The organism is Streptacidiphilus sp. MAP12-16 (assembly GCF_041262165.1).
Lineage (GTDB): Bacteria > Actinomycetota > Actinomycetes > Streptomycetales > Streptomycetaceae > Streptacidiphilus.
In genome coordinates this window covers 95324-118050 of the sequence record NZ_JBGCBY010000016.1, presented here as the reverse complement: position 1 = coordinate 118050, position 22727 = coordinate 95324, and the positions used below count along the sequence as shown (strand labels likewise).

The 22727-nt window shown below is 71.2% G+C and carries 23 protein-coding genes and 5 tRNA genes; 6 read left to right on the top strand and 22 right to left on the bottom strand.

From position 1 onward, the window contains the following. Nucleotides 1–128: 128 nt before the first annotated feature. Nucleotides 129–1769, bottom strand: a complete 1641-nt coding sequence (locus ABIA33_RS21935) for a DAK2 domain-containing protein (protein ID WP_370084061.1) — start codon at nt 1767–1769, stop codon at nt 129–131. Nucleotides 1770–2082: 313 nt separating this feature from the next. Here ABIA33_RS21935 and rpmB point away from each other — a divergent pair, with 313 nt between their 5' ends. Next, complete coding sequence (gene rpmB / locus ABIA33_RS21930; RefSeq protein ID WP_123500262.1) at nt 2083–2268, top strand: 50S ribosomal protein L28; 186 nt, start codon at nt 2083–2085, stop codon at nt 2266–2268. A gap of 102 nt (nt 2269–2370) precedes the next feature. On the opposite strand, the gene thiD is transcribed toward rpmB, so the two are convergent. From thiD to ABIA33_RS21915, 3 genes are all read right to left on the bottom strand, one after another. Continuing rightward, nucleotides 2371–3189 carry a bifunctional hydroxymethylpyrimidine kinase/phosphomethylpyrimidine kinase gene (gene thiD / locus ABIA33_RS21925; RefSeq protein WP_370084060.1) on the bottom strand — a complete coding sequence of 273 codons (819 nt, stop codon included), beginning with the start codon at nt 3187–3189 and terminating at the stop codon, nt 2371–2373. Between the two features lie 21 nt (nt 3190–3210). Then, entirely contained in the window at nt 3211–4236 is a 1026-nt protein-coding gene (locus ABIA33_RS21920; RefSeq protein ID WP_370084059.1) for an ATP-dependent 6-phosphofructokinase, read from the bottom strand. Nucleotides 4237–4384: 148 nt separating this feature from the next. Continuing rightward, a complete protein-coding gene (locus ABIA33_RS21915) occupies nt 4385–5353 on the bottom strand; it encodes a thiamine-phosphate kinase (RefSeq protein ID WP_370084058.1) in 969 nt (322 codons plus the stop codon). 243 nt (nt 5354–5596) lie between these two features. Here ABIA33_RS21915 and ABIA33_RS21910 point away from each other — a divergent pair, with 243 nt between their 5' ends. Together ABIA33_RS21910 and ABIA33_RS21905 are read left to right on the top strand one after the other, a co-directional pair. Continuing rightward, a complete protein-coding gene (locus tag ABIA33_RS21910; protein ID WP_370084057.1) occupies nt 5597–5830 on the top strand; it encodes an Lrp/AsnC family transcriptional regulator in 234 nt (77 codons plus the stop codon). 20 nt (nt 5831–5850) lie between these two features. Beyond that, on the top strand, nt 5851–6381 hold the full coding sequence (locus tag ABIA33_RS21905; RefSeq protein ID WP_370084056.1) for a DUF3515 family protein: 531 nt from the start codon (nt 5851–5853) through the stop codon (nt 6379–6381). A 196-nt stretch (nt 6382–6577) separates the two neighbouring features. Here ABIA33_RS21905 and ABIA33_RS21900 read toward each other — a convergent pair whose 3' ends face one another. The 3 genes from ABIA33_RS21900 to ABIA33_RS21890 form a co-directional block, all read right to left on the bottom strand. Continuing rightward, nucleotides 6578–7756: a D-alanine--D-alanine ligase family protein gene (locus tag ABIA33_RS21900; protein ID WP_370084055.1), complete on the bottom strand. Its 1179-nt coding sequence runs from the start codon at nt 7754–7756 to the stop codon at nt 6578–6580. 116 nt (nt 7757–7872) lie between these two features. Continuing rightward, on the bottom strand, nt 7873–8877 hold the full coding sequence (locus tag ABIA33_RS21895) for an NAD(P)H-dependent glycerol-3-phosphate dehydrogenase (protein WP_370084054.1): 1005 nt from the start codon (nt 8875–8877) through the stop codon (nt 7873–7875). Continuing rightward, entirely contained in the window at nt 8874–9653 is a 780-nt protein-coding gene (locus tag ABIA33_RS21890) for a lysophospholipid acyltransferase family protein (RefSeq protein WP_370084053.1), read from the bottom strand. The genes ABIA33_RS21895 and ABIA33_RS21890 overlap by 4 nt, the downstream gene beginning before the upstream one ends. A 104-nt stretch (nt 9654–9757) precedes the next feature. Here ABIA33_RS21890 and cofC point away from each other — a divergent pair, with 104 nt between their 5' ends. After that, the gene (cofC, locus tag ABIA33_RS21885) at nt 9758–10459 is read left to right on the top strand and encodes a 2-phospho-L-lactate guanylyltransferase (protein WP_370084052.1); all 702 of its coding nucleotides are present in this window, start codon (nt 9758–9760) and stop codon (nt 10457–10459) included. 64 nt (nt 10460–10523) lie between these two features. Then, nucleotides 10524–10727 (top strand): hypothetical protein, encoded by a 204-nt coding sequence (locus tag ABIA33_RS21880; RefSeq protein WP_370084051.1) that lies wholly within the window; start codon nt 10524–10526, stop codon nt 10725–10727. A 64-nt stretch (nt 10728–10791) separates the two neighbouring features. Here ABIA33_RS21880 and ABIA33_RS21875 read toward each other — a convergent pair whose 3' ends face one another. The 4 genes from ABIA33_RS21875 to leuC all read right to left on the bottom strand — a co-directional run bounded on the left by ABIA33_RS21875 (nt 10792) and on the right by leuC (nt 14180). After that, complete coding sequence (locus ABIA33_RS21875) at nt 10792–11550, bottom strand: HU family DNA-binding protein (RefSeq protein ID WP_370084050.1); 759 nt, start codon at nt 11548–11550, stop codon at nt 10792–10794. Nucleotides 11551–11682: 132 nt separating this feature from the next. Next, nucleotides 11683–11961 (bottom strand): hypothetical protein, encoded by a 279-nt coding sequence (locus ABIA33_RS21870; protein WP_370084049.1) that lies wholly within the window; start codon nt 11959–11961, stop codon nt 11683–11685. A gap of 193 nt (nt 11962–12154) precedes the next feature. Continuing rightward, nucleotides 12155–12751 (bottom strand): 3-isopropylmalate dehydratase small subunit, encoded by a 597-nt coding sequence (gene leuD / locus ABIA33_RS21865; protein WP_370084048.1) that lies wholly within the window; start codon nt 12749–12751, stop codon nt 12155–12157. Between the two features lie 4 nt (nt 12752–12755). Then, nucleotides 12756–14180 (bottom strand): 3-isopropylmalate dehydratase large subunit, encoded by a 1425-nt coding sequence (leuC, locus tag ABIA33_RS21860; RefSeq protein WP_370084047.1) that lies wholly within the window; start codon nt 14178–14180, stop codon nt 12756–12758. Between the two features lie 147 nt (nt 14181–14327). On the opposite strand from leuC, the gene ndgR reads away from it, so the two are divergent. Next, complete coding sequence (gene ndgR / locus ABIA33_RS21855; protein ID WP_030263993.1) at nt 14328–15041, top strand: IclR family transcriptional regulator NdgR; 714 nt, start codon at nt 14328–14330, stop codon at nt 15039–15041. Between the two features lie 68 nt (nt 15042–15109). On the opposite strand, the gene ABIA33_RS21850 is transcribed toward ndgR, so the two are convergent. The 11 genes from ABIA33_RS21850 to ABIA33_RS21800 form a co-directional block, all read right to left on the bottom strand. Next, nucleotides 15110–16303, bottom strand: a complete 1194-nt coding sequence (locus ABIA33_RS21850; protein WP_370084046.1) for a glycosyltransferase family 39 protein — start codon at nt 16301–16303, stop codon at nt 15110–15112. A 55-nt stretch (nt 16304–16358) separates the two neighbouring features. After that, nucleotides 16359–18098: a hypothetical protein gene (locus tag ABIA33_RS21845; protein ID WP_370084045.1), complete on the bottom strand. Its 1740-nt coding sequence runs from the start codon at nt 18096–18098 to the stop codon at nt 16359–16361. Next, nucleotides 18095–18835, bottom strand: coding sequence for an ABC transporter ATP-binding protein (locus ABIA33_RS21840; RefSeq protein ID WP_370084044.1), 741 nt, complete (start codon nt 18833–18835; stop codon nt 18095–18097). The genes ABIA33_RS21845 and ABIA33_RS21840 overlap by 4 nt, the downstream gene beginning before the upstream one ends. Before the next feature lie 105 nt (nt 18836–18940). Continuing rightward, nucleotides 18941–19012 (bottom strand) — tRNA-Gln (locus ABIA33_RS21835). Between the two features lie 151 nt (nt 19013–19163). After that, nucleotides 19164–19239: transfer RNA gene (locus tag ABIA33_RS21830), tRNA-Glu, on the bottom strand. 65 nt (nt 19240–19304) lie between these two features. Beyond that, nucleotides 19305–19380: transfer RNA gene (locus ABIA33_RS21825), tRNA-Glu, on the bottom strand. 38 nt (nt 19381–19418) lie between these two features. Beyond that, nucleotides 19419–19491: transfer RNA gene (locus ABIA33_RS21820), tRNA-Glu, on the bottom strand. Nucleotides 19492–19541: 50 nt separating this feature from the next. Beyond that, nucleotides 19542–19613: transfer RNA gene (locus ABIA33_RS21815), tRNA-Gln, on the bottom strand. A gap of 180 nt (nt 19614–19793) precedes the next feature. Next, complete coding sequence (gene gltX / locus ABIA33_RS21810) at nt 19794–21308, bottom strand: glutamate--tRNA ligase (RefSeq protein ID WP_370084043.1); 1515 nt, start codon at nt 21306–21308, stop codon at nt 19794–19796. Then, nucleotides 21301–22083 (bottom strand): fumarylacetoacetate hydrolase family protein, encoded by a 783-nt coding sequence (locus ABIA33_RS21805; protein ID WP_370084042.1) that lies wholly within the window; start codon nt 22081–22083, stop codon nt 21301–21303. The genes gltX and ABIA33_RS21805 overlap by 8 nt, the downstream gene beginning before the upstream one ends. Nucleotides 22084–22223: 140 nt before the next feature. Continuing rightward, the gene (locus tag ABIA33_RS21800; protein WP_370084041.1) at nt 22224–22424 is read right to left on the bottom strand and encodes a hypothetical protein; all 201 of its coding nucleotides are present in this window, start codon (nt 22422–22424) and stop codon (nt 22224–22226) included. Nucleotides 22425–22727 lie beyond the last annotated feature (303 nt).

Below are 22727 nucleotides of genomic sequence, written 5' to 3'. Positions count from 1 at the left end.
GCTTTACACCAGCCCACTGACAACCGGCGGCATCACGCCCGTTCGACACCGACTCATCGAGCGCCTACTCAATGGGCGCCGACTCAATGGGCACCGACTCATCGAGCACCGACTCAATGGGCACCGACTCATTCGACACCGATGAGCAGCGGCGACGAGGGCTGGTCACCCCGGTAGACCAGGGTGTCCACGACCGGGTTGGCCCGCCGCACGTGGGCGACCAGACGGTCGGCCACCGAGTCCGGGACGCCCTCGCCGAGGATCAGCGTCACCATCTCGCCACCCGCCGCGAGCATCCGGTCGAGCACAATCGCGGCGGTCTGTCCGATCTCACTGCCGATCACGGCGACATCGCCGTCGATCAGGCCCAGCACGTCCCCGGCCTGGCAGACCCCGGCCATGGTCCAGGACTCCCCCTCCGCGACGGCGAGTTCGGCGTAGCGGGTGGCCCCGGCGGCCGAGGTCATCGCGACGACGTCCTCGTCGAAGCGCCGTGCGGGTTCGTGGACGGCCAGCGCCGCCAGGCCCTGAACCGGTGACCGGGTTGGGATGACCGCGACCCGCACGCCCTCGGCGCGCAGCTGCTCGGCGGCGGCGCCCGCCACGGCCCGCAGTTCGGTGTCGTTGAGCAGCAGCACAACCTCGCGGGCGCGTGCCCGGCGGATCGCCGCGGCGAGTTCGGTGCTGGACGGCGGCCGGTCGGGGTCGGCGTGCAGCACGGTCGCGCCGGAGTCGGTGCACAGTCCGGCAAGGCCCGCGCCGTGCACGACGCTGACCACTCCCCGCGATTCGGCGACCGCGTCGGCGCCGGCCGCCGCCGCTATGGAGGCGGCTTCCGCGGCGGCGGCGCCGGCGAAGTGCGTAATCCGGATCCGGTAGGGCCGTCCGGCCTCGACCCCGGCCTCCACGGCCGCGCCCGGGTCGTCCACGTGGACGTGGACGTTCCACAGCCCCTCGCCGCCGACGACGACCAGCGAGTCGCCGAGCGCCGCAAGTGCCGTGCGCAGCGCGGGCAGGGCCTCGTCGCGGGCGTCCAGCAGGTAGATCACCTCGTAGGCGGGGCCGCCCTCCACCGCTAGGTGCACTCCGGAGGGCGTCGGCTCGGCCGCGCGAGTTCCGGCCAGCGCCAGCGGTCCCATCGGCGTGTGTCCGGTGACCGCGTCGGCGAGCGCGCCCAGGACCGTGACCAGACCGCGCCCTCCCGCGTCGACCACTCCGGCCCGTCCCAGCACCTCGAGTTGCAGCGGAGTGCGGGCCAGCGCGACCCGGGCCGCCTCGTACGCGGCCTCGGCAACGGCAGCGAGGCCGGCCCGGGGGTCGAGGAGCTCGGCGGCGCTCGCGGCGGCGGCGGCGACCGTGAGCACCGTCCCCTCGACGGGTTTGGCCACGGCCTCGTACCCGGCGTCGGCGGCGCGGCGCAGCGCCCGGCACAGCGCGGGGCCGTCGGCGGGGTCCGTGCCGATCGCCGAGGCGATGCCGCGCAGCAGTTGCGCCAGGATCACACCGGAGTTGCCGCGGGCCCCCAGCAGCGCGCCGTGCGCCATGGCCCGCAGGGCCTGCGGCAGGGACGGCGCGGGCGTCCCCGCGCCGAACAGTCCGTCGACCTCCTCCGCGGCGGACTCGACGGTGAGGTAGAGGTTGGTTCCGGTGTCCCCGTCGGGGACGGGGTAGACGTTGAGGGCATCGATCTCCTCGCGGGCCTCCCCGAGGGCTGCCAGCGAGAGTCGGCACCAGGTGCGCACGGAGGGAGCGTCTAGGGTGTCCAGCACCTGGTGGTCTCCTTGGGTACGCGGCGCGCGGTGGCTTCCAGGTGAGATTATCCGCACTGCCAGCTGGGGGCGGCGGGTGGCGCCTCGGACAGGTGTGGTGGTCGGGCGATGGCGGGCGGATGCGGAGCAAGCAGTGGTCACGTGGTAGTTTCGTTGTACGGAGTGAGCCGATGTATGCTGCTCCGGTTGCCCGGATCCCTCCGGGCCACCCCTCGGTAGCAGCGCAGTCGCCAAACACCTCTGTCGCTACCACGGCCTCCGCGCCACCGGGGTTGTCAACGTAAGTGCATCTGAAGTCTTTGGAGTGACTCCCGTGGCTGCCAACTGCGACGTCTGCGGCAAGGGGCCGGGCTTCGGCAACAGTATTTCCCACTCGCACCGCCGTACCCGTCGTCGTTGGAACCCCAACATCCAGACGGTGCGCGCTGTGATCGGGCGTACGCCGAAGCGGCTCAACGTCTGCACCTCGTGCATCAAGGCCGGCAAGGTGTCGCGCTGACGCGGTCACCTGAGCCCAGGCTTCTGAAGGCCGGTCCACCTCTCGGTGGACCGGCCTTCTGCTGTGCCCCGAACCGCCGTTGGACCCAGGACCCGTCCGGCCTTACGACCCGGGGAGCGAGCGGAGCCGCCAGCCGTGGTCGACCGGGCCGATGCCCGCGCCCAGGGCGAAGCCGCCCGCGATCGCGCCGGTGACGTACTCCTTCGCCACAGCCACCGCCTGCGGCACGGCCAGACCGAGTGCCAGTTCCGAGGCGATCGCGCTGGCCAGCGTGCAGCCGGTGCCGTGGGTGTGCCGGTTGTCGTAGCGGGGCGCACGGAACCAGTGCTCGGCGCCGTCGGGGCCGAGCAGCAGGTCCGCCGCCTCGCCCTCGAGATGGCCGCCCTTGACCAGCACCCAGGCCGGCCCCAGCTGCTGCAGGGCCTTGGCCGCGTCGGACATCTCGTCCTCGCGGGTCACGACGATGCCGGTGAGCTGCGCCACCTCGTGCAGGTTGGGCGTGGCGACCGTCGCGACGGGCAGCAGCCGGTCCCTGAGCACCGACACCGCGGAGGCGGCGAGCAGCGCGTCGCCGTGCTTGGACACTCCGACCGGGTCGACCACGACCGGAGCCTCGACATCCGCCAGCAACTCGGCGACGGTCTCGACCAGCTCGGCGGACGCCAGCATCCCGGTCTTCACGGCCTGCACGCCGATGTCGTCGACCACGCTCCGGAACTGGGCGCGCACCGCCTCCGCCGGGAGCTCCCAGTAGCCCTGGACGCCGACCGAGTTCTGCGCGGTGACGGCGGCGATCACGCTCATCCCGTGGACGCCGAGGGCGAGCATGGTCTTCAGGTCGGCCTGGATGCCCGCCCCGCCGCCGGAGTCGGAACCGGCGACGGTGAGGACCCGTGGTGGTGCGCTCGTGGTTGTCGACATAACAGCCAACCTATCGCGGCCCTACAGCATGGCCTCCGCCTCGGTCCAGCGGTCCTCGGGGACGGTCTTCAGCCTGGCCACCGCCTCCACGATGGGCACCAGGCGGATATCGGTGCCGCGCAGCGCCGTCATGTACCCGTAGGCGCCCTTGTGGACGGCCTCGACCGCGTGCCAGCCGAAGCGCGTCGCCAGCACCCTGTCCGCGGCGGTCGGGGTGCCGCCACGCTGGATGTGGCCCAGGATGACCGGCTTGGACTCCTTGCCGAGCCACTGGGCGACCTCCCCGGCCAGCCGGGTGCCGATGCCGTTGAAGCGCTGGTGCCCGTAGACGTCGGTGGTGCCGTGCTCGAAGCGCATCGTCCCCGGTTGCGGGGAGGCGCCTTCGGCAACCGCGACGATGGCGAACTTCTTACCCCGGGAGAAGCGCTCCTCCACCATCCGGCACACCTCCTCGACGTCGAAGGGCCGCTCCGGGATGAGGATCCCGTGCGCGCCTCCGGCCATCCCCGCGTGCAGCGTGATCCAGCCGGTGTGGCGGCCCATGAGCTCGACGACCATCACCCGCTGGTGCGACTCGGCGGTGCTCTTCAGCCGGTCGATGGCCTCGGTCGCCACGTGCACGGCGGTGTCGTGGCCGAAGGTGACGTCGGTGGCGTCGATATCGTTGTCGATGGTCTTGGGCACGGCGACGACATGCATGCCCGCCTCGCCGAACAGCTGCGCCGCGGTGAGGGTGCCCTCGCCGCCGATGGCGACCAGCGCGTCGATGCCGAGTGCCGCACGCAGCTCGCCGGCCCGGGCCACTCCCTCCAGCAGCCGGTCCCTGGCGACGCGGGCGGAGCCCAGGACGGTACCGCCGCGGGTCAGCAGCCCGTGCACGTCCTCAAGACCGAGCGGCCGTCCCCGGCCCTCGATCAGCCCGAGGAAGCCGTCCTCGATGCCGACGACGGTGTCGCCGTGGTCGGCGACTGCCCGGTGCACCACCGAGCGGATCACCGCGTTCAGTCCGGGACAGTCGCCACCACTCGTCAGCACGCCGATTCGCATGCACGAAGCCTATGCAGAAACCACCGGTTTGATGTGTTACGTCCCCTTGCCCGATGCGCGCCAGGGCCCGAGAGCCCGGAGCCCGAGGGCCCGGAGCCTGAGAGCAGAGACTCAGAGCAGGGGCAGCGAGCCGGCTGCCGGACAGGCCTCAGCCGCCGCCGAAGTGGTCCCAGCCGCCGACCCGGTCCCAGGGGGCGCCGTCCACCGTCACCGTGCCGGTCCTGGACAGGCCCGCGGGCCGGGTGACCTCGCCCACGATCCGCCAGCGCGAGGGCAGATGGGTGTCCGGCGGGAAGGTGGCGACCAGGGCGTGGTCCTCACCGCCCGACAGCACCCAGGTCAACGGGTCCACCCCGACCGCCTGGCCGATGTCGGCCATCTGCGCGGGGATGTCGAAGTCCGTCGCGCGCAGGTCGATGTGCACCGCGCTGGCCTCGGCCACATGCCCCAGATCCGCCACCAGCCCGTCGCTGACGTCGATCATCGACGTCGCACCGAGCTGCGCCGCGGCAGGGCCGGCGTGGTACGGCGGCTCGGGGCGGCGGTGCGCCTCCACGAAGGCCCGGGGGGACCGGAACCCTCGCGACAGCACCGTGAAACCGGCGGCGGACCAGCCGAGCCATCCCGTCACCGCGACCACGTCTCCCGGCCGCGCGCCGGAGCGCGTCACCGGCGCGCGCCCCTGCAGGTCGCCGAGTGCGGTGATCGCCACGGTGATCACGTCACCCCTGACCACGTCGCCGCCGACCACCGCCGCACCCGCGACCTTGCACTCGTCCCTGATCCCGTCCATCAGCTCGAGCGCCCAGGTCGCCGGGAGCTCGGCCGGGGCCACCAGGCCGAGCAGCAGCGCGGTCGGCGCGGCCCCCATGGCCGCGATGTCGGCGAGGTTCTGCGCGGCGGACTTGCGGCCCACGTCGTACGCGGTGGACCAGTCGCGCCGGAAGTGCCGTCCCTCGAGCAGGACGTCGGTGGTGGCGACCACCCGCCCGTCCGGCGCGGCGACCACCGCCGCGTCGTCGCCCGGGCCCAGCTCGACGGCCGGGGTCCGTGGCAGCCTGGAGGTCAGCTCCCGGATCAGTCCGAACTCACCGAGCTCACCGACGGTGCCCTGCATCTGTGTCCTTCCGACTTTCCACTGGTCCACTGCTGCCGCTGGTCCATGAGAGGAGTCCCCGCGCGCAGCGTACGCCCTCCGGCGCCGCCGCAGGCCTCCCCCTCGCGGCCCGAGCCGCGATAGCGTTGCGCACCCCTTCTCTCCGATCCGTGGGGTTCTTTTCGATCCGGGGGTTCGAGCAGGGCCTACCGGGGAAACACAGCCCTCGCACGATCTCCGCACCGAGCCGCCGGGAGGTCCACCGTGGTACAGGCCTACATCCTCATCCAGACCGAAGTCGGGAAAGCGTCCGCAGTCGCCGGAGTGATTTCGGACATCCCCGGAGTGCTTCAGGCCGAGGACGTCACGGGCCCCTATGACGTGATCGTCCGCGCCGAGGCCGAGACCATGGACGACCTGGGCCGACTGGTCGTCGCGCAGATCCAGCAGGTCGAAGGCATCACCCGGACCCTGACCTGCCCGGTGGTCCACCTCTGACCACCCTCTAGCATCACGTGGTGAGCACTCTCCCCACGCGACGCCTCGCTCTGCCCGCCACCACCCTGCTGGCTGCCCTGCTGTTGTCCGCCTGCTCCGACGACGGCAGCGGCAGCGTGCACGTCGCCGCGCCGGCGCCCACCGGGACCACGGCCACGCAGTGCGCGGCACTCCAGGCAGCGCTCCCGCAGGCACTCCAGGGGAAGCAGCGCAGGACCGTCTCACCCGCCTCCGCGAACGCCGCCGCCTGGGGGAACCCGGCGATCACCCTGCGCTGCGGGGTCGCCGAGCCCGGCGTGATGGACCCGACCTCCCCGTCCTACGACCCGCTCAGCACCAAGTCCCACGCGCTGGACGTCAACGGGCTGTGCTGGGTCTCCGAGGACACCAAGGGCGGCGGCTACCGCTTCACCACGGTCAAGCAGCAGGCGTACGTCGAAGTGGACGTGCCCGGCGCCTACCACGGCCAGGAGTCGCCGCTCCCCGCGTTCACCGGGCCGGTCCTGAGGACCGACCCGGCCGACGAGTCCCGCCGCTTCGACTGCTCCTGACGCTCCGCCCCGGACGCCGGGGCCGCGAGGGCTCTAGGAGGGTGCTGATGATCTAGGCCGGGCTCGCGACGCCCTGCGACTCCGCTTGCCGCGTTGTCGTCGGTCGCCAACCAACCACGGTTGGCTCCCTCCTCCGCCTTGCAATCGAAGCCGCATGACGCCGCTCCCTGATCCGGCCTAGATCTTCAGCACCCTCCTAGCGGAGGCCGGTGGAGCGCCGGAGCGCCGCCTGGATCAGACGGTCGATCAGCTCCGGGTACGGCACGCCCGTGGCCTCCCACATCCGCGGGTAGGCGGAGATGGGCGTGAAGCCGGGCATGGTGTTGATCTCGTTGACCACGTAGGAGCCGTCCTCGAGCAGGAAGACGTCCACCCGCGCCAGGCCCTCGCACGCCAGCGCCTCGAACACCTCGACGGCGAGGGTGCGCAGCCGCGCGGTCTCGTCCTCGGTGAGCGCGGCGGGAATCTGCACGTCGCTGGAGTCGATGTACTTGGCCTCGAAGTCGTAGAAGTCGAAGCCGTCGCCGACCAGCACCTCGGCCGGCAGGCTCGCGCGCGGGCCGTCCTCGAACTCCAGGACGCCGCACTCCAGTTCACGCCCGACCAGACCGGCCTCGACCACCAGCTTGGGGTCGTGGCGGCGGGCCTCCTCGATCGCGGCGTCCAGCTGGTCCAGGTTGGACACCTTGGTGATGCCCATGCTGGAACCGGCCCGGGCCGGCTTCACGAAGACCGGGAAGCCCAGTTCGGCGATGCGCGCGCGGACGGCGGGACGCTTGGCCTCGTCGGCCCACTCGCGCGGTCGCACCACGGTGTAGGGGCCGACCGGAAGACCGAAGGAGGCGAGCACCCGCTTGGTGTACTCCTTGTCCATGCCGACCGCGCTGGACAGCACGCCCGGGCCGACGTAGGGCACGCCGGAGAGCTCCAGCATGCCCTGGATGGTGCCGTCCTCGCCCCAGGGGCCGTGCAGCAGCGGCAGCACGACGTCGACCTCGCCCAGCGCCTTGGGGACGGACCCCGGCTCGCTGTAGAAGACCTCACCGCGTGCCGCCGGGTTGACCGGCAGGTTGACCTGGCCGTCCGCGGACTCAGCGATCTGTTCGACGCTGGGGAGCCTGCCGTCGGTGATCGCCATCCGGGCGGGCTCGTCCGCGGTCAGCGCCCAGCGGCCGTCCGTGGTGATGCCGATCGGCAGCACCTCGTACGCCGCGCGGTCGATGGCACGCAGGACGCTTCCGGCCGTGGACACGGAGATGGCGTGCTCGGAGCTGCGTCCGCCGAAGACGATCGCGACTCGCGGCTTACGGGCTGCGCCGGCGGCCTCGGCGGCAGGGGCGGCAGCGGGGACTGGGGAGGAGGACTCAGTGCTCATATCCTGATGGAGACTACCGTTTGGAGGTTACGGTTGCCCCTTCGGGCACACCGGTACCGCCGTGGCACCCGTTCGGTGGCCTGACCTGCGCTCCTCCCCGGCCGCCTGCCGAGGCGTCAGCGGCGCTCCGGCTTCGCCGAACGCGACATCAGCTCCTTGACCGCCACCAGCGGGGGCTTACCGCCGTGCACGATCTCCACCACCGTCTCGGTGATGGGCATGTCGACGCCGTGCCGCCGAGCGAGATCCAGCACCGACTCGCAGGACTTGACGCCCTCCGCGGTCTGCTTGGTCGCCGCGATGGTCTCCTGCAGAGTCATTCCCCGGCCGAGGTTGGTACCGAAGGTGTGGTTGCGCGACAGCGGCGAGGAGCAGGTGGCGACCAGGTCGCCCATGCCCGCGAGGCCGGCGAAGGTGTACGGGTCGGCGCCCATCGCCAGGCCCAGCCTGGTCGTCTCGGCCAGCCCGCGGGTGATCAGCGACGCTTTGGTGTTGTCGCCCAGACCCATCCCGTCGGCGATGCCGACCGCGAGCGCGATGACGTTCTTGACCGCGCCGCCCAGCTCGCAGCCGACCACGTCGGTGACGGTGTACGGGCGGAAGTACGCGGTGTGGCAAGCCGCCTGCAACCGCTTGGCGACGTCCTCGTCCTTGCAGGCGACGACGCTCGCGGCGGGCTGCCGGCGGACGATCTCCCCGGCCAGGTTGGGGCCTGACACGACGGCGATGCGCTCCGGGCCCGCGCCGAGCACCTCGGCGATCACCTCGCTCATCAGCTTCGCCGTGCCGAGCTCGACCCCCTTCATCAGGCTGACCAGCACCGTGTCCGGGCCGATCACCCCGGACCAGGCGGCCAGGTTGGCGCGCAGCGTCTGCGAGGGCACAGCCAGCACCGCGAACTCCGCGCCCTCCGCTGCCTCGGCCGGATCGCTGGTCGCGGTGATGCCCGGGGGGAGTTCGAGGTCCGGGAAGTAGTCGGGGTTGCGCCGGTTCTTGTTGATGGCGGCGACGAGTTCGGGGCGCCGTCCCCACAGCGAGACCTCGCAGCCCGCGTCGGCGAGGATCATGGCGAACGGGGTGCCCCAGGACCCGGTCCCGTAGACGGCACAACGGGTCGTCACCGACCGGCCTCCCTTTCCTGGCGCTGCTCGGTCGCAGCGCGTTGCACGTCGTAGCGTACGGGCGGCGCCTTCTCCCCGCGCAACTCCTCCAGCAGCGCGGTGATCCCGTCCATGATCACCTCAGTGGCCTCGCGGAGCACGGGGCCGGTGAGGGGCTTGCCCTGGAACGCGCTGAGGTCGACCGGCGGTCCCGCCATGACCTTCACGGTGTGCCGGGGGAAGGGCTGGAGGCGGCGGTCGCCCTTCCCGCCCTTGGCGTAGCGGGGGATGATCTCGTGCGCGCCCCACTGCGCGACCGGGATGACCGGAGCGCCGGTCATCAGCGCGACGCGCGCGGCACCGGTCTTGGCGGTCATCGGCCACAGGTCGGGGTCCCGGGTGAGCGTGCCCTCGGGATAGAAGGCGACGCACTCGCCGGCGTTGACGGCGGCGACGGCGGCGCGGAAGGCGTGCGCGGCGTCGGCCGAGCCGCGGTAGACCGGGATCTGGCCGGCGCCGTGCAGGATTCGGCCGATGACCGGGACCTTGAACAGGCCCGCCTTGCCCAGGAAGCGCGCGGGGCGACCCGAGTCGTACTGGTAGTGGCCGTACACCAGCGGGTCCAGGTAGGAGTTGTGGTTGACCACGGTGATGAAGCCGCCCGTCGCCGGGAAGTTCTCCAGCCCGCGCCAGTCGCGCTTGGTCAGCAGGAACAGCGGAGGCTTGCCGATGGCCGCCGCGAGGCGGTACCAGAAGCCGTATCTGCGGCGGGCCGCCTTCGTGCTGCTGCCGGGCACGCGCACTCCTCCTTGCACAATCGCTGGTTCCTGACCGTACAAGTGTCTCCCCCGCCCGGACGGGCTGTCGAGGCACCCCTCCCCCACCGTGCAGAATGGCGACGATGACTGCTCGCCACCATCCTTTGCCGGAGCACTCCGTGCGCCGCTTCCCGAGCGTGCCCGCGGCGGGTCAGCGCGCAGCCTGGACCCTGGTCCTCCCGTTGAAGCCGCTGGCGCTCGCGAAGAGCCGCCTGGCCGAGGCCACCGGGCCACTGCGCCCGGAGCTCGCCCTCGCCTTCGCGCTGGACACGGTCGCCGCCGCGCTGCGCTCCCGTACCGTGGCCCGCGCACTGGTGGTGACGGACGATCCGCTCGCGGCCGCGCAACTCGCGGCGCTCGGAGCGCTGGTCGTCGCTGACTTCCCCGCCGCCGGGCTCAACGCCGCCCTGGCGCACGGCGTGGAGGTGGCCCGCTCGGCGCACGGGGCGGGTTCGGTGGCCGCGATGTCGGCGGACCTGCCCGCACTGCGGCCGCAGGAACTGGACCAGGTGCTGACCGCCGCCGCCGCATACCCCAGGGCATTTCTCGCGGACACCCAGCTGGTGGGCACCACGGTGCTCACCGCCGCGTCGGGCACGGCGCTGGCGCCGGACTTCGGCGGCACCTCACGACTGCGCCACGCAGCCTCGGGGGCGTACGAGCTGACGCTGCGCGACGTCCCCTCGATACGGCGGGACGTGGACACCCCGGACGACCTGCGGGCCGCGCTGCGCCTCGGCACCGGGCCGCAGACCGCTGCGCTGGCACCCCTGGTGAGGCTCTAGTGGTGTGCCGTGCCAGACGCCGCGAGCTCGCAGGACTTCCGCGGGGGACCACTAACCTGGGCACATGCAGGCCACCGCGTTCACGTACTCCGCCGACACCCGGAGCGGCTCCGTGCTGCTCGACGACGGCACCCCGCTGCCCTTCGACGCCGCCGCGTTCGACGCGGGCGGGCTGCGGCTGCTGCGGCCCGGGCAGCGCGTCCGGATCGAGACCGAGGGCGAGGGCGACGCCCGCCGCGTGGTGTTCCTGACCCTGCAGACCTTCTGAACGCTGCGGGCCGGAACCGGGAGTCCTCCCGGTTCCGGCCCGCATGCCAGCGCCCTGCGGTGGTTCAGCCCTGCTTGGTGACCCGCTTCGCCGGGGCCTTCTTGGCGGCGGTGGTCTTCGCCGCCGTGGCAGTCGTGGCCTTCTTCGCGGCCACGGCCTTCTTCGCCGTGGTGGCCTTCTTCACGGCCGGACGGGTCGCCGAGGCGGTGACCGTCTTCTTCGCGGGGGCCTTGACCGCGGCGGAGGTCTTCTTGGCGGTGGCCTTGGTGGCCGGAGCCTTCTTCGCCGTGGTCTTCTTCGCCGCCGTGGTCTTGGCGGCCGCCGTCTTCGCGGCGGTCGTCTTCTTCGCGGCCGTCGCCTTCACCGCTGCGGTCTTCTTGACCGCGGCTGCCTTCTTCACCGTGGCCGTGGCCTTCTTGACGGTGGTCTTCTTCGCCGCCGCCTTCTTCGCCGCCGGGGAACCGGCGGGCGGCGCCATGCCGCTCTTGCCCGGCGTGAGCGATCCCTTGGGAGCCTTCTTCACCGACGGGCCGGTCTTCGGGAGCTTCTTCGAGCCGCTGACCAGGTCCTTGAAGCCCTGGCCGGGGCGGAAGCGCGGTACTGCGGTCTTCTTGACCTTGACCCGCTCACCGGTCTGCGGGTTGCGGGCGAACCGCGCGGAGCGGTCGACCTTCTCGAAAGTGCCGAACCCGGTGACCGATACGCGGTCTCCCGCAGTCACCGCGCGGACGATGGTGTCGAGCACAGCGTCCACTGCTTCTGCGGCGGCCCGACGGCCACCCAGCTGCTCGGCCACCGCTTCAACAAGCTGCGCCTTGTTCACGTCTTCCCCTTCGGAAACCCAGTGCCCGGATGATTCTGTTTCGATCCGGGCTTTTCGCACGTTAGGCATGTATATACGGCATTTCAATTACCAAACGGGCGAATCACCCTTGTGTCGCAATGGATTCGGCTTTCAGGGCGTGGGCGGCAGCGGGTTCGCACCGCTGTCGAGGTCGTCCATGAAACGAGCCAACCTCCGTGCCGCTTCCGGGAGATCGCGCTTCGCCGCCTCGGTTACCAGGAGCAACGAACGGGTCAGCGACGCCCGAGTGCCATCCGACACGTCCAGCGCACGCACCCGGGCGTGCGCTTCCTTCAGCCGCGCAGCCACAAGTGCGTAGAGCTCGACCTCCGAGGTCGCTCCCGGTCCCCCGCGAAGGGGATCGTGGGAGGGAGGGACAGACGGGCTCATGGCTTGATTGTGCCACTTGCGGCGAGTTCCGCCCCCCAGCAGCCCCAGTTCGACCTCACCCAGAGTCACCGCAGGCGCGACAAAGGCCCCCTGATCGGTCTCGGACCGGATCAGAGGGCCTCAGTCGGGGACGTTGGTGACGGACGCTCAGGCGTCCAACTCCAGCGTGTCCCGGACGTGCCGCAGTCGTTCTTCAGCCGACGGGCAGCGTGCTCGGCTTGAAGCTGGGACGGGTCGCCTCGTAGGCGGCGATGTCCGCCTCCTGCTGGAGCGTGATGCTGATGTCGTCCAGGCCGTTGAGCAGTCGCCAGCGCACGTTCTCGTCCAGGTCGAACGGTGCGGTGACACCCTCGGCGCGGACCTCGCGGGCAACCAGGTCCACGGTGATCTCCGTGTTGGGGTCCGCCTCGACCAGGACCCACAGCTGTTCCACGGTCTCCTGCGGCAGGATGACCGTGAGCAGGCCGTTCTTCAGCGAGTTGCCCCGGAAGATGTCGGCGAAGCGGGAGGAGATCACGGCCTGGAAGCCGTAGTTCTGCAGCGCCCAGACGGCGTGCTCGCGGGACGATCCGGTCCCGAACTCGGGGCCTGCGACCAGGACCGAGGCGCCCGCGTACTGCGGCTGGTTGAGGACGAAGGACGAGTCCTTGCGCCAGGCTTCGAAGAGGCCGTCCTCAAAACCGGTGCGGGTGACCTTCTTCAGCCAGTGCGCCGGGATGATCTGGTCGGTGTCGACGTTGCTGCGGCGCAGCGGAACAGCGCGGCCGGTGTGGGTGGTGAACTTGTCCATGCGATCAGACCTCCACGGTGGCGCGTACGTCGGACAGGTCGGCAGGCGAGGCCAAGTGGCCCAGCACCGCGGTGGCGGCGGCCACCTGCGGGGAGACCAGGTGGGTGCGTCCGCCCTTGCCCTGGCGCCCCTCGAAGTTGCGGTTGGACGTCGAGGCGCAGCGCTCGCCGGGGGCGAGTTGGTCCGGGTTCATGCCCAGGCACATCGAGCAGCCCGCGTGCCGCCATTCGGCGCCGGCGGCGGTGAACACCTTGTCCAGCCCCTCGTCGATCGCCTGCAGGGCGACCCGGACGGAGCCGGGGACGACCAGCATCCGCACACCGTCGGCGATCGTGCGGCCCTCGACGATCGCGGCGGCTGCGCGCAGGTCCTCGATCCGGCCGTTGGTGCAGGAGCCGACGAAGACCGCGTCCACCGGTACCTCGCGCAGCGGCGTACCGGCGGTGAGGCCCATGTAGGTCAGGGCGTTCTCGGCCGCGGTGCGCTCCTGCGGGTCCTCGAACGAGGCCGGGTCGGGCACGTTGGCGCCCAGCGGCGCGCCCTGGCCGGGGTTGGTGCCCCAGGTGACGAACGGGGAGAGCTCGGTGGCGTCGATGAAGACCTCGGCGTCGAACACCGCGTCCTCGTCGGTGGCCAGGGTCTTCCAGTACGCGACGGCGGCGTCCCAGTCCTCGCCCTTCGGCGCGTGGTCGCGGCCCTCCAGGTAGGCGAAGGTGGTCTCGTCGGGGGCGATCATGCCCGCACGGGCGCCGGCCTCGATGGACATGTTGCAGATGGTCATCCGGGCCTCCATGGAGAGGCCGCGGATCGCCGATCCGCGGTACTCCAGCACGTAGCCCTGGCCACCGCCGGTACCGATCCTGGTGATGACCGCCAGGATCAGGTCCTTCGCGGTGACTCCGTCGGGCAGCTCGCCCTCGACCGTGATAGCCATGGTCCTGAACGGTGCCAGCGGCAGCGTCTGGGTCGCCAGGACGTGCTCGACCTGGCTGGTGCCGATGCCGAACGCCAGCGCGCCGAACGCGCCGTGGGTGGAGGTGTGGGAATCGCCACAGACGACCGTGGTGCCGGGCTGGGTCAGTCCCAGCTGCGGTCCCACCACGTGGACGACGCCCTGCTCGACGTCGCCCAGCGAGTGCAGCCGTACGCCGAACTCGGCGCAGTTGGCGCGCAGCGTCTCCAACTGGACCCGGGACACCGGGTCGGCGATGGGCTTGTCGATGTCCAGCGTCGGGGTGTTGTGGTCCTCGGTGGCGATCGTGAGATCGGTGCGGCGGACCTTGCGGCCGGCCAGGCGCAGGCCGTCGAACGCCTGCGGGCTGGTCACCTCGTGCAGCAGGTGCAGATCGATGAAGAGCAGGTCAGGCTCGCCCTCGGCGTGCCGGACGACATGGTCGTCCCAGACCTTCTCCGCGAGTGTGCGTCCCATCAATATCCCTCCGACCGGCTGCGTTGTCGGTCTACGTCTCGTATGTGCTGCCTTCGGGCGGCGTCCCAGGGCTGCTGATCTCAAGAGTGGCGCAGATCCCAGAAGATTGAACTTGCGTCTCGCGATCTGAGACTGCAATATCAGCGCATGGACAACTCTAGTGGCGTCGGCGTTCTCGACAAGGCTGCTCTGGTGCTGAGCGCGCTGGAGTCAGGCCCCGCAACCCTGGCCGGCCTGGTGGCCGCCACCGGACTGGCGCGGCCCACCGCGCACCGGCTGGCCGTTGCGTTGGAACACCACCGACTCGTGACACGTGACATGCAGGGCCGGTTCATCCTCGGCCCCCGACTCTCCGAACTCTCCGCCGCAGCGGGTGAGGACCGGCTCCTGGCCACCGCAGGACCGGTGCTCACGCACCTGCGGGACGTCACCGGCGAGAGCGCCCAGCTCTACCGCCGCCAGGGCGACCTGCGGATATGCGTCGCGGCCGCCGAGCGGCTGTCCGGCCTGCGCGACACCGTGCCGGTCGGCAGCACCCTGCCGATGAAGGCGGGTTCGGCCGCGCAGGTGCTGCTGGCCTGGGAGGAGCCCGAGCGGCTGCACCGGGGCCTGCAGGGAGCGCGGTTCACCGCGACGGCGCTCTCCGGCGTCCGGCGGCGCGGATGGGCGCAGTCCATCGGCGAGCGCGAGCCCGGGGTCGCCTCGGTGTCCGCGCCGGTGCGCGGCCCCTCCAACCGCGTGGTCGCCGCCGTCTCGGTCTCCGGACCGATCGAGCGCCTCTCCCGCCACCCCGGCCGGCTACACGCCCAGGCCATCATCGAGGCCGCAGGGCGCCTCACCGAGGCGCTGCGGCGCGCCTAGGAGGGTGCTGGAGATCCAGGCCGGAACGAGCTCTGCGGGCGGGTCCGACCAGGGACCGGCCCGCGGGCTCAGGAGGGCGCGCTGCCGAGGAACAGCACGAAGACCCCGTACAGCCCGGACAGCAGCGCCGCCGCGCCGAGGATCACCGCGAGCGTGCCCCGGGAACGCAGCCTGGCCAGCGATGCCGCGAGCGGGAGGAGCAGCGTGAAGGCCGGCATCAGGAAGCGCGCCAGCGGGGGGTAGGGCGAGGCGTTGCCCAGGTCTATGACCAGCAGGGCCGCGCTGTAGACCATCAGCACCGGCGGCTGGCGGTGCACCAGGGTGATCGCGAAGAGCACCAGGTAGCCGGCCAGTGTCATCGCCATCACCGCGTCCGACAGCGGGATCCCGGTGGAGGACTGCTGGTCGAACAGGAGCCTGCCGAACCACTTCAGCGTCGACCAGCCGCCGTCGAAGCCCGAGGCCCACGCCTGCTGGATGTGGAAGTAGGCGCCCCAGGAGCCCTCGACCCAGCCGACATAGAGCATGTAGCCGACCCAGCCGACCGGCGAGAGCATGCCGCCGACCAGCGGCCTGGACCAGTGGATCCGGCCGCGGCCGTGCAGGCAGCGGTAGATCTCGACCACAGCCGCGACACCCACGGCGGCGGTGAGGGCCATCGCCGTCGGCCGGATCAGGCCGGCGACCACGCACATAATCCCGGCCAGGATCCAGCGCCGGCTCAGCACCGCGTACAGCGTCCAGGCCGCGACGGCGGTGAACAGCGCCTCCGAGTAGGCCGTGTTCTCCAGCAGCGCCAGCGGGAGCGTTCCCCAGAGTACGGCGGCGAGGACCCCCGCCCTCCTGCCGTGGCACAGCCTGCACACGGCGTAGACGCCCCAGGCGGCGACGAGACCCGCCACGCTGGAGACGAGCACGAGCGCGGTGCCCGGGCTGACCGGCAGTACCGTCCGCAACCCCTTGGCCAGCCAGGGGAACAGCGGGAAGAAGGCACGCGGGGAGTAGGGGATCCCGTGGGCGCCGATGAACCCGTCCGTCACGCTGTAGCCGTGCTCGACTATCCGGACGTACCAGCCGGCGTCCCAGAACGTACCCAGCCGTTGGAGCGTGGAACGGTCGTGCGACTGCCCGTACACCCAAGCCATCAGCAGCCCGACGACCCGTGCAGCGGAATAGCCGAGCAGGGCCGGTGCCGCGTCCCGCAGAGCGGAGCGCGGGCGGGAGAACGCCAGGCGGGGTGCGGTGCGGCCGGGAGCGGCCATTCGGCCCCCCGGTGGGGCTGCGTCTATCACACGACAAGAAGATAGGCCATGGAACTCAGTCCTTGGGACGATGCCTACCCGACAGCGTCAGTGCGCGCTGGTAGGCCCAGTAGAGCAGGGTGGCGCCGAGGACCAGGCACCAGGCGACGGCCAGGGACGGGCCCGTGCCCAGGGCGAACGCCAGCGCGGGGACGAGGGTGATCGGACCCGCGCCGTACCAGGCAAGGAAGATGAACGGCCCCATGCTGCCCATTCCCGACGGGCTGTACATCAACTCCTGGCGCGACGGCCCACGGCAGGCGTTGACCATCGCCGCCGCCGTCAGCGGGAGGGCCGCCACCGGGGCCAGCCAGACCGCGGGACCGGCGCCCAGCAGGACGGCGATGCCCGCGCCGGCCGCTGCGAGCAGGACGCTCGCGAAGGCCGGCACGACGGCATGGCGCAGCATCAGTTGCCCGTACGGATGGGGCGACCAGCCCGCGCGGCGCGGGTCGTCGGCCTCCACCCTGGCGGGTTCGGCGAGTTGCGCCGCCCCGAGGTAGCCCAGGGCCGCCGCGAGCGCGGTGAGCAGCACCCGGTCCACGCCGGTCGCCTGCGCGGCGGGGCCCGCCAGCAGCAGCGCCGGTGCGGTGAAGAAGACTGCCCGGCCGGTTCGGGAGGGCGCGCGCAGAAGGGCGGTGAGATCCCGCCAGGGCACCGCGAGCCAGGCACGCGTCGGCGGCGGAATCCGCAGCCGCACCCGCCGCGCACGCTGCTCGGACTGCGCCAGTACCAGGCGCGCCGAGCGCAGTTCGGCGGTGCGCAGCGCGGCCGCGACGCCGGCGGCGGCACGCGCCCGCCGGCGCAGGCTGCCGAGCGGGATGCCGGCCGCCGCGCGGAAGGCCAGCACCACGGCGACGACCGTGAGCAGGATCAGCGGAATCGCGGCGAGCCGGCCGCCGGACACCGCGGCCGAGGTCGGGCTGAGACCCGCGAGCGCGGACCAGCCCCACGGCCCCGACCACATCTCGACGCGCTCCAGCAGCACACTGCGGTGCCCCGCCACGGCGAAGGCGCTCTGCACCGCCAGCAGCAGTACCAGCAGGGCGACGACGGGCGACGCCCGCCGTACCGAGCGCGCGACCCGCTCGTACCGCTCCACGGCCACACCGCAGGCGGTCGCCAGCAGCGGCAGGCACACGCCGCCCGCGAGGGCCCAGCCGAAGGCCGGCAGAAAGCCCGCCTTGTCCATCAGGCCGACGGCGACCCCGGCCGCCGCTGCCGCGAGCAGCCCGGGCACCAGTGCCATGGCGCAGGACACCCAGAACCACGGGCGCAGCAGCGGCCCGGGCCGCACCGGCTGTGCCAGCAGCCAGTCGACGGTGGCGCGGGGCGCGACGACCGGGCCGCGCCAGAGCGCGTCCCTGGCGACGACCAGGATCAGGCCGAGGCCGAGCGCGCACACGCCGGAGGGCAGCGCGGCCAGCAGTTGGGCGTCGTGGGCGCTGTAGTCGGCACCCATCGAGGCGTTGGCGAAGACGCCGAGGGAGAACATGCCGCCCCAGGCCATGACGACCATCACGCCGACGTAGACGGTGTAGCCGATCTGTCCGGCCCGCGAGCGGCGATGCGGTGCGCGCAGGGCGCGGAGCAGCTCGAGGGTGTCGTCGGTCCAGTCGGTCCAGTCCGCGGCGCCGGCTGCGGAACCTGCCGCAGAGCCGCCCACGGAGCCGACCACGGAGTCGGCCGCGAGGGCCTGGGCGGTGCGGTCGGCCGGGTCCTCGCCGGGGACGATCTCCTCGTCAGCCACGCTCACCGGGAGTTCCCCGCTCCGCTGCCGCTCCCGGTACCCGGGAAGGCCGTGGGCAGGACGTCCTGCGGCGCGCCCTGGGCCAGCACCACGCCGTCCTCCAGCAGCACCACCCGGTCGGCCACGGCCATCGCCAGGTCGGGGTGGTGCGTTGCCAGCAGGACCGCGACGCCGTCCGCGAGTTCGGCCTTGAGCAGGTCGGCGAGGCGCTGGCGCGCGCCCGGGTCGAGGCGCTGCTCCGGCTCGTCCAGGATCAGCAGGTCGCGCGGACGGACCAGCGCGCAGGCCAGCAGCAGCGACTGGAGCTGGCCGGAGGAGAGCGAGTCGGGCAGCGCCTCGGCGTGCTCGGAGAGGCCGCGGTCGGCAAGGGCCTTGTCGACCCAGTGCAGCGGCTCCTCCACGCCGTGGGCGACGGCGACGAGCGCCAGGTGCTCACGTACCGTCAGATCCGGATAGTAGGCGGAGAGGTCGGCGACGACGGCGAGCCGCGCACGGACCTTGGGGTCGTTCTCGTCGATGGGGACGCCGTCGAGGCGGACGCTCCCGCTGGTGGGGGTGTCCCGCCCGGCGGCGAGCCGGAGCATGGTCGACTTGCCCGAGCCGTTGTGACCGACCAGCGCGACGCACTCGCCCGCCGCGAGGTTGAGGCTGATCGACGCCAGTGCCATCCGGCCGCCATAGCGTCGGCTGACCTGGTGCAGCGCCAGCAGGGGTGGACGTGCGGCCTTCTTGACCTTAGCCATGCGCGCTGCCGGCCTCTCACCACGTCTCAAAACACGAAAAGGCCCTTGCGGGCCTTCGGAGTACTGCGGGTCTCCGTACTGCGGGTCTCGCGGGGTCTCGCCGGGCTGGGGTACCAGGACTCGAACCTAGACTAACTGAACCAGAATCAGCCGTGCTGCCAATTACACCATACCCCAAGGGGGTTCCACGGTCGCCCGCTGAACGCTCCGGGGAGAACACTACCTGACCAGCGGCATGATCCAAACCGGCGCGCGGACGATCCGCGGCGCAGGATCGCCGAACGCAGCAGGCCCCCGACCGGAGCCGGGGGCCTGCTGTTCCTGCTGCTGGTACCCCCGACCGGATTCGAACCGGCGCTACTGCCGTGAGAGGGCAGCGTGCTAGGCCGCTACACAACGGGGGCAAGCTTGGTGATCCTGCTTCTTCGCCTCGGAGAACGTCTCGATCCGATGGAGAGGGTGAAGGATCTGGTACCCCCGACCGGATTCGAACCGGCGCTACTGCCGTGAGAGGGCAGCGTGCTAGGCCGCTACACAACGGGGGCTTGATCTCTGCTGGTCTTGTATCTCTACTGGTACTGCGTACCCCCGACCGGATTCGAACCGGCGCTACTGCCGTGAGAGGGCAGCGTGCTAGGCCGCTACACAACGGGGGCATCAAGACGAATCTCGATATGTGCAAGCCTTGTTCTGGCAAGGACTTACGCTGGGGTACCAGGACTCGAACCTAGACTAAATGAACCAGAATCACTCGTGCTGCCAATTACACCATACCCCATTGGCTGTCCAGGCGATCTTGGTAAGACCCTCTCGGATCCCCCTAGTCCCTCCCGGGCGGCGCAACAAGAAGAACATTACCCGATGGGGGGCATCGCTCCAAAATCGATTGAATGGAGCACTCCGGGCAGCTCAGCAGGCCCGCGCGCCGGGCGTCGCGGGCCTGCTCCCGGCGTTCGGGTCAGCTCCGCACCTGCGCCAGCGCCGCGTTGAGGCGGCGGAGAGTCTCGTCGCGGCCCAGCAGCTCCATGGACTCGAAGAGCGGCGGAGAGACCCGGCGGCCGGTGACGGCGACCCGCAGCGGGGTGAAGGCGAACTTGGGCTTGATGCCCAGCCCGTCGACCAGCGCCTCGCGCAGCTTGGCCTGGATCTCGTCCGGGTCAAAGCCCTCCAGCTCGTCCAGCGCCTTGATGCTGGCCTCGAGGACGGGGCGAGCGTCGGCGGTGAGGACCTTCTCGGCGTCCGTCGGATCGAGGGTGAAGTCCTCGGGGGCGACGAAGAGGAAGCCGAGCATCGCGACGACCTCACCGAGCACGACCATGCGCTCCTGCGTCAGCGGCGCGGCCGCGATGAGCAGGTCCAGCTGGGCGTCCGTCGGGCCCTCGGCCGCGAACAGCCCGGCGGCCGTCAGATAGGGGACCAGGCGGCGGACGAACTCGGCGGGGGCGAGCCTTCGCAGGTGCTCCGCGTTGATGTGCTCGGCCTTCTTGAGGTCAAAGCGCGCAGGGTTGGCGTTCACCCGGTCGATGTCGAACGCCGCGACCAGCTCGTCCATCGAGAAGATGTCCCGGTCGTCCGTGAGCGACCAGCCCAGCAGCGCCAGGTAGTTGAGCAGCCCCTCGGGGAGGAATCCGCGCTCACGGTAGAGGTTGAGCGAGGCCTGCGGGTCGCGCTTGGACAGCTTCTTGTTGCCCTCGCCCATGACATAGGGCAGATGGCCGAACTTCGGGGTGACGCCGGTGCCGACGCCGATCGCGGCGAGGGCCTGGTACAGGGCGATCTGGCGGGGCGTGGAGGAGAGCAGGTCCTCGCCGCGCAGCACGTGGGTGATGCCCATCAGCGCGTCGTCCACCGGGTTGACCAGGGTGTAGAGCGGAGCGCCGTTGGCCCGGACGATGCCGTAGTCCGGCACGTTCTCCGGGGTGAACGTCAGCTCGCCGCGCACCAGGTCGGTGAAGGTGATGGCCTGGTCGGGCATCCGGAAGCGGACGATCGGCTGCCGCCCCTCCGCCTCGTAGCCGGCGACCTGCTCGGCGGTCAGCGCACGGCAGTGACCGTCGTAGCCCGAGGGCCGGCCGGCGGCGCGGGCGGCGTCGCGGCGGGCGTCCAGTTCCTCGGTGGAGCAGTAGCAGCGATAGGCGTGGCCCGCGTCGAGGAGCCTGGCGGCGACGTCGGCGTAGATGTCCATCCGCTGCGACTGCCGGTAGGGCTCGTGCGGGCCGCCGACCTCGGGGCCCTCGTCCCAGTCGAAGCCGAGCCAGCGCATGGCGTCGAGAAGCTGGTTGTAGGAGTCCTCGGAGTCCCGGGCGGCGTCGGTGTCCTCGATCCGGAAGACCAGCTTGCCGCCGTGGTGGCGCGCGAACGCCCAGTTGAACAGGGCGGTCCGGACCAGACCGACGTGCGGGTTCCCGGTCGGGGACGGACAGAAGCGGACCCGGACCGTCGGGTCGAGGGAGTCCGCAGGAGTGTTAGCCACGCTTGATCACCTTGTTGGTGAGAGTGCCGATGCCTTCGATGGAGACGGCGACCTCGTCGCCGACGTTCAGGGGTCCGACGCCCGCAGGGGTGCCGGTGAGGATCACGTCGCCGGGAAGCAGCGTCATCGCCTCGGAGATGTGCACGATCAGGTCGGCGACGGAGCGGACCATCTGCGAGGTGCGCCCGGCCTGCCGCAGCTCGCCGTTGACGGTGCAGGTGATCGCGAGGTCGCCCGGGTCGAGGTCGGTCTCGATCCACGGGCCGAGCGGGCAGGAGGTGTCGAAGCCCTTGGCCCGGGCCCACTGGCCCTCGCGCTGCTGCACATCGCGGGCGGTGACGTCATTGGCGCAGGTGTAGCCGAAGATCACCTCGGGCACGCGCTCACGCGGGACCTCGCGGCACATCCGGCCGATGACCACGGCGAGCTCGGCCTCGTGCTGGACGTCGGAGGAGAACGGCGGGTAGGCGATGTTCTCGGTGGGGCCGACGACCGCGGTGGAGGGCTTGAAGAAGGTCAGCGGGACCTCGGGGACCTCGTTGCCCAGTTCGGCGGCGTGGGCGGCGTAGTTGCGGCCCACCGCGACGATCTTGTTGGGCAGCATCGGCGGCAGCAGCCGCACGTCGGCGACCGGGAGGACCTGGCCGGTGGGCTGGAGCTCGCCGAAGGGGTGGCCGGAGAGGACGTGCAGGGTGAGCGTCTCGGGTTGGGCGGCGTCACCCTCGACGACGCCGAAGGAAACGGTCCCCTCGCTGGAAAACCTGGCGATACGCACGGTGGCTGCTGTCCCCTCGGACTCGCGGATGGAACGGTGGACCGGCCGGTGGGCGGATCCGTGGCCAGCCTATCGGCAGGCACGGCGAAGGCCCTGCTGGATTGCGTCCAGCAGGGCCTTCGGCCGGAGGAGCGTGCGGGTCAGACCGTCTCGGGGACCGGCTTCGGAGCCGGGGCGACCATAAGGTTGGTGCGTCGCGGGTTGGCGGTCTGCTGGGGCAGCACTGCCTGCTCGACGGCGGAGGCACGGAGCGCCGGAGCGCCGTCGACGGGCAGGGAGGCGAGAGTCGTCCGGCGGGGATTGGCCGTCGGGCGGAAGCTCATCGTCGTCTTGGTGGACACGCGGACTACCTCACAGGGGCAGAAGGTCGGACGGTCAGTTGCAGGCAGTTAAATGTGCACCGACAGGATCTCATTCCACACAGTGGCCTACTCGCACTACCTGAAGTCCTGTGATTTTGGTCACTTTTATGACATCCAGGTCCGACAGTTACGACATTGTGCCCTGGATTGGCAACCAGACATATGGAACAGACCGGACAAATTAATCACAGGCCGTGACCCCGGAAAGCGTGCTCCTGAAGATCGGCTGTCCGAAAGGTGCAGTATTCCAAGGGTGCTGGGGTACACACAGTGAGGAGAACG

Bases quoted from the DNA above. Each gene is read 5' to 3' on its own strand.
- thiD (WP_370084060.1), bottom strand. From the start codon at position 3,189: ATGTCGACAACCACGAGCGCACCACCACGGGTCCTCACCGTCGCCGGT.
- ABIA33_RS21920 (WP_370084059.1), bottom strand. From the start codon at position 4,236: ATGCGAATCGGCGTGCTGACGAGTGGTGGCGACTGTCCCGGACTGAAC.
- ABIA33_RS21915 (WP_370084058.1), bottom strand. From the start codon at position 5,353: ATGCAGGGCACCGTCGGTGAGCTCGGTGAGTTCGGACTGATCCGGGAG.
- ABIA33_RS21900 (WP_370084055.1), bottom strand. From the start codon at position 7,756: ATGAGCACTGAGTCCTCCTCCCCAGTCCCCGCTGCCGCCCCTGCCGCC.
- cofC (WP_370084052.1), top strand. From the start codon at position 9,758: ATGACTGCTCGCCACCATCCTTTGCCGGAGCACTCCGTGCGCCGCTTC.
- ABIA33_RS21880 (WP_370084051.1), top strand. From the start codon at position 10,524: ATGCAGGCCACCGCGTTCACGTACTCCGCCGACACCCGGAGCGGCTCC.
- ABIA33_RS21870 (WP_370084049.1), bottom strand. From the start codon at position 11,961: ATGAGCCCGTCTGTCCCTCCCTCCCACGATCCCCTTCGCGGGGGACCG.
- leuD (WP_370084048.1), bottom strand. From the start codon at position 12,751: ATGGACAAGTTCACCACCCACACCGGCCGCGCTGTTCCGCTGCGCCGC.
- leuC (WP_370084047.1), bottom strand. From the start codon at position 14,180: ATGGGACGCACACTCGCGGAGAAGGTCTGGGACGACCATGTCGTCCGG.
- ndgR (WP_030263993.1), top strand. From the start codon at position 14,328: ATGGACAACTCTAGTGGCGTCGGCGTTCTCGACAAGGCTGCTCTGGTG.
- ABIA33_RS21850 (WP_370084046.1), bottom strand. From the start codon at position 16,303: ATGGCCGCTCCCGGCCGCACCGCACCCCGCCTGGCGTTCTCCCGCCCG.
- ABIA33_RS21840 (WP_370084044.1), bottom strand. From the start codon at position 18,835: ATGGCTAAGGTCAAGAAGGCCGCACGTCCACCCCTGCTGGCGCTGCAC.